This is a genomic window from Pseudomonas sp. (assembly GCF_050739995.1).
Classification (GTDB): Bacteria; Pseudomonadota; Gammaproteobacteria; order Pseudomonadales; family Pseudomonadaceae; genus Aquipseudomonas.
Genome location: NZ_JBOICG010000527.1, coordinates 1 through 4,462, shown reverse-complemented (window position 1 = coordinate 4,462; position 4,462 = coordinate 1). Strand labels below are relative to the sequence as shown.

At 59.8% G+C, this 4,462-nt stretch carries 5 protein-coding genes and 1 pseudogene; 1 reads left to right on the top strand and 5 read right to left on the bottom strand.

Annotated features, from left to right (window positions below):
* A pseudogene (locus tag ACRESD_RS17180) lies at nucleotides 1-80 on the top strand (polysaccharide lyase family 7 protein); the annotation flags it as partial.
* Between the two features lie 74 nt (nucleotides 81-154).
* On the opposite strand, the gene fba reads toward ACRESD_RS17180, so the two are convergent.
* The 5 genes from fba to epd form a co-directional block, all read right to left on the bottom strand.
* Nucleotides 155-1,219 (bottom strand): class II fructose-bisphosphate aldolase, encoded by a 1,065-nt coding sequence (gene fba, locus ACRESD_RS17175; protein ID WP_003177554.1) that lies wholly within the window; start codon nucleotides 1,217-1,219, stop codon nucleotides 155-157.
* Between the two features lie 266 nt (nucleotides 1,220-1,485).
* Nucleotides 1,486-1,818 (bottom strand): MliC family protein, encoded by a 333-nt coding sequence (locus tag ACRESD_RS17170; RefSeq protein ID WP_431752011.1) that lies wholly within the window; start codon nucleotides 1,816-1,818, stop codon nucleotides 1,486-1,488.
* Nucleotides 1,819-1,879: 61 nt separating this feature from the next.
* Entirely contained in the window at nucleotides 1,880-2,107 is a 228-nt protein-coding gene (locus ACRESD_RS17165; protein WP_431752010.1) for a hypothetical protein, read from the bottom strand.
* 29 nt (nucleotides 2,108-2,136) lie between these two features.
* Nucleotides 2,137-3,300 carry a phosphoglycerate kinase gene (locus ACRESD_RS17160; RefSeq protein WP_431752009.1) on the bottom strand — a complete coding sequence of 388 codons (1,164 nt, stop codon included), beginning with the start codon at nucleotides 3,298-3,300 and terminating at the stop codon, nucleotides 2,137-2,139.
* Nucleotides 3,301-3,317: 17 nt separating this feature from the next.
* A complete protein-coding gene (gene epd / locus ACRESD_RS17155; RefSeq protein ID WP_431752008.1) occupies nucleotides 3,318-4,373 on the bottom strand; it encodes an erythrose-4-phosphate dehydrogenase in 1,056 nt (351 codons plus the stop codon).
* Nucleotides 4,374-4,462 lie beyond the last annotated feature (89 nt).

The window sequence follows — 4,462 nt, the reverse complement described above, 5'->3', positions numbered from 1 at the left end:
TGTATGTGCAGGACAACAGCGGGGATAGCAAGGAAGGGGCGCGGGTGACGTTTGCCAAGTTGGATATTGATCACGAATAAACTGTTTGCTTGCGTCGAATTTCAGTCGAAAAAAAGCCCGCATCGCTGCGGGCTTCCTTTTAAACGCCTGAGGCTCAGTTCACCTTAGCGTTCAACTCACCTTTCAGGTAACGCTGGTACATCGCTTCCAGGGAGATCGGCTTGATCTTCGAAGCATTACCGGCAGTACCAAACGCTTCATAACGTGCGATACACACATCACGCATCGCAGTCACGGTGGCGCCGAAGAACTTACGCGGGTCGAATTCGCTCGGGTTGGTGGCCATCAGGCGACGCATCGCACCGGTGGACGCCAGACGCAGGTCGGTGTCGATGTTGACCTTGCGCACGCCGTACTTGATGCCTTCGACGATTTCTTCAACCGGTACGCCGTAGGTTTCTTTGATGTCGCCGCCGTACTGGTTGATGATCGCCAGCCACTCTTGCGGCACCGAGGAAGAACCGTGCATCACAAGGTGGGTGTTGGGGATGCGTTTGTGGATTTCCTTGATGCGGTCAATGGCCAGCACGTCGCCGGTCGGCGGCTTGGTGAACTTGTAGGCGCCGTGGCTGGTGCCGATGGCGATGGCCAGGGCGTCGACCTGGGTCTTTTTCACGAAGTCGGCGGCTTCTTCCGGGTCGGTCAGCATCTGGCTGTGATCCAGCACGCCTTCGGCACCGATGCCGTCTTCTTCGCCGGCCATGCCGGTTTCCAGGGAACCCAGGCAACCCAGCTCGCCTTCAACCGAAACACCACAGGCGTGAGCCATGGCGACGGTTTGTTGGGTGACGCGTACGTTGTACTCGTAGTCGGTCGGGGTCTTGCCGTCTTCGCCGAGGGAGCCGTCCATCATCACCGAGCTGAAGCCCAGCTGGATGGAGCGCTGGCACACGTCAGGGCTGGTGCCGTGGTCCTGGTGCATGCACACCGGGATGTGCGGGAATTCTTCGATCGCGGCGAGGATCAGGTGACGCAGGAACGGCGCACCAGCGTATTTGCGGGCACCGGCCGAAGCCTGGACGATCACCGGGGAGTCAGTCTTGTCAGCGGCTTCCATGATGGCGCGCATCTGCTCAAGGTTGTTGACGTTAAAGGCTGGGACGCCGTAGCCGAACTCGGCTGCATGGTCCAGCATTTGACGCATGCTGATAAGTGCCATTGTGTTGTCTCTCCCGATCGAGGGTCGTTAATCGTGCAAGCCTGCCGTAGCGGCGGCTGCTATTCAAGTTATTGCAGGCCAGGGTTAGTGCATCTGGCCTGCTGAATCGTTATTGCTGATGAGCCCGACTCCAATTCCAGTATGGAACCGAATCCATGTGGGAGCTGGCTTGCCTGCGATGGCAGTACACCCGTCACCGAATTCGCCAACTGACCCACCGCTTTCGCGGGCAAGCCCGCTCCCACATTTGATCTTCAGCGATCTCACTATTGGGCTTTGCAGCCTCGTCCAATCAAATCATCGGTGGCGACCCAGTAAACCAGGCCTTCCTCACCTTTTGTGTGAAAGGCCAACTGCCCGTCGCTGTACAGCACACCCGAGGCGGCAACCTCTTGTTTGAGGCGGTAAACCTGGTCGGAACCACCCAGGCGTACATCCACTTCGCTGCGGGCTGCATTGGCAAAACGCCAGTTGACCTCGGCCTTGCTGTCGCAGGTCCAGGTGGTCCACTTGTCGGCCGGCTCTGCCTTGTTGAACATGTTCATGCTGCTGCAACCAGCCAACAGGGCCAGTGCCGTCAGGGCGAATACGCCTTTCATTGCCAATCCTCGAACGGCGACCCAGGGGCCGCCACTGCTGTCGGTTAGTTGATCAGACCCATCAAGGGCAACCCTGTTCCTGACCGTTGGGCGCGGCGTCGTATTTCTCCAGCCGCTCGTTGCCGATGCGCTTGTTGATCACCGGCATGGTTTCGGCTTGCCAGTCTGCCTGGTAGCAGCTGTGTTTATGCGGCGCATCGGCTTTATCCGCCTCGGGCGCCACACGAGAGGTGCTGCCGCAGCCGGCCAACAGGCTCGCAGCGATCACCAATGCCAACGACTTGATCATGGGAAGGCTCCTTTTCCGGATCACGCGCTTTAACCTTTGGCTCGGGTTTCCAGCACTTCAACGGCCGGCAGCACTTTACCCTCGACGAATTCGAGGAACGCGCCACCACCGGTAGAAATGTAGGAGATCTGATCAGCAACGCCATATTTATCGATGGCCGCCAGGGTGTCGCCGCCGCCGGCGATGGAGAACGCCGCGCTCTCGGCAATCGCCTTGGCCAGCACCTTGGTACCGTTGCCAAACTGGTCGAACTCAAACACGCCGACCGGGCCGTTCCACAGAATGGTCTGGGACGCTTTCAGCAGTTCGGCGAAGTTGGCAGCGGTTTGCGGACCGATATCCAGGATCATGTCGTCGTCGGCCACGTCAGCGATCAGCTTGACGGTGGCAGCAGCGCTTTCGGCAAATTCCTTGGCAACCACTACGTCGACCGGCAACGGCACGCTGACCTTGGCAGCGATGGCGCGGGCGGTGTCGAGCAAGTCCGGCTCATACAGCGACTTGCCCACTGGATGACCGGCAGCAGCCAGGAACGTGTTGGCGATGCCGCCGCCGACGATCAGTTGATTGCAGATCTGGCTCAGGCTGTTGAGCACGTCCAGCTTGGTCGACACCTTGGAGCCGGCCACGATGGCGGCCATTGGCTGGGCCGGAGCGCCCAACGCCTTGCCCAGTGCATCCAGTTCAGCAGCCAGCAACGGGCCAGCCGCCGCGACCTTGGCGAACTTGGCCACGCCGTGGGTCGAACCTTCAGCGCGGTGCGCGGTGCCGAAGGCGTCCATTACGAACACGTCGCACAGGGCAGCGTATTGCTGGGCCAGTTCGTCGCTGTTCTTTTTCTCGCCTTTATTGAAGCGCACGTTTTCGAACAGCACGATATCGCCGGCTTTCACGTCGACGCCGTTCAGGTAGTCAGCCACCAGCGGCACGTCACGACCCAGGGCTTTGCTGAGGTAACCGGCTACAGGCTTGAGGCTGTTTTCGGCGGAGAACTCACCTTCGGTCGGGCGACCCAGGTGGGAGCAGACCATCACGGCCGCGCCTTTTTCCAGGGCCAGCTTGATGGTCGGCAGCGAGGCCAGGATTCGCGCATCGCTGGTGACAACACCGTCCTTGACTGGGACGTTGAGGTCTTCGCGGATCAGTACGCGCTTACCTTGCAGATCGAGGTCGGTCATCTTCAACACGGTCATGGGTCGCAGTTCCTGAATTACTGTTGAGGTTGTTTAGAAGCGATGTGCAGATAGTGTTCGGCAACATCCAGCATGCGGTTGGCAAAGCCCCATTCGTTGTCGAACCAGGCCAGGATGTTCACCAGCCTAGGGCCGGAAACGCGGGTCTGGCTGGCATCGACAATCGCCGAATGCGGGTCATGGTTGAAATCACAACTGGCGTGGGGCAATTCGGTATAGGCCAAAAGGCCCTTGAGCGGGCCGCTGGTGGCGGCGTCGCGCAGGATCCGGTTGACCTCCGTCGCATCGGTATCGCTGACGGTCTGCATGGTAATGTCCAAACAGGACACGTTCACCGTCGGCACCCGTACGGCTTTGGCCTGGATTCGCCCGGCAAGTTCCGGCAAAAGGCGTTCGATACCGCGGGCCAAACCGGTGGACACCGGAATCACCGACTGGAACGCCGAACGCGTGCGGCGCAAGTCTTCGTGGTGATAGGCGTCGATCACCGGCTGGTCGTTCATCGCCGAGTGAATCGTGGTGATCGACACGTAATCCAGGCCGATCGCCTGATCCAAGAGGCGCAACAACGGCACGCTGCAGTTGGTGGTACAGGAAGCATTCGACACCAGCAGCTCATCGCCCGTCAGGCAATCCTGGTTGATGCCATAGACGATGGTGGCGTCGACGTCCGCGTCGCTGGCCATCGGCTGGGAAAACAGCACACGGGGTGCACCGGCGTCGAGAAAACGCTGGCCATCGGCACGGGTGTGATAAACACCGGAGCATTCCAACACCAGGTCGACGTCCAGCGCCGCCCAGTCGATGCCCTCGGGAGTGGCACTGCGCAGCACTTTCACGCAGTTGCCATTGATATGCAGACAATCGCCGTCGACCCGCACTTCACCGGGAAAGCGACCGTGGGTGGAGTCAAAGCGTGTCAGGTATTCGATGCTGGCCATGTCGGCCAGATCGTTGATCGCGACAATCTCAAACCCGGCCGCCGCCCCTCGCTCGAACAGAGCACGCAAGACGCAACGACCAATGCGGCCGTAGCCGTTGAGTGCAACTTTGTAGGGACGCGGTTGAGGCATGGGGTTCTCGATTACCTTGGGTAAAGGGATGGCTGTTAGACCGCTTTCGCGAGCAAGCCCGCTCCCACATTTAGACCGCGATCTAATGT

Excerpts from the sequence above, each read along its gene's own strand:
- ACRESD_RS17170 (WP_431752011.1), bottom strand. The coding sequence starts at position 1,818 with ATGAAAGGCGTATTCGCCCTGACGGCACTGGCCCTGTTGGCTGGTTGC.
- ACRESD_RS17160 (WP_431752009.1), bottom strand. The coding sequence starts at position 3,300 with ATGACCGTGTTGAAGATGACCGACCTCGATCTGCAAGGTAAGCGCGTA.
- fba (WP_003177554.1), bottom strand. The coding sequence starts at position 1,219 with ATGGCACTTATCAGCATGCGTCAAATGCTGGACCATGCAGCCGAGTTC.
- ACRESD_RS17165 (WP_431752010.1), bottom strand. The coding sequence starts at position 2,107 with ATGATCAAGTCGTTGGCATTGGTGATCGCTGCGAGCCTGTTGGCCGGC.
- epd (WP_431752008.1), bottom strand. The coding sequence starts at position 4,373 with ATGCCTCAACCGCGTCCCTACAAAGTTGCACTCAACGGCTACGGCCGC.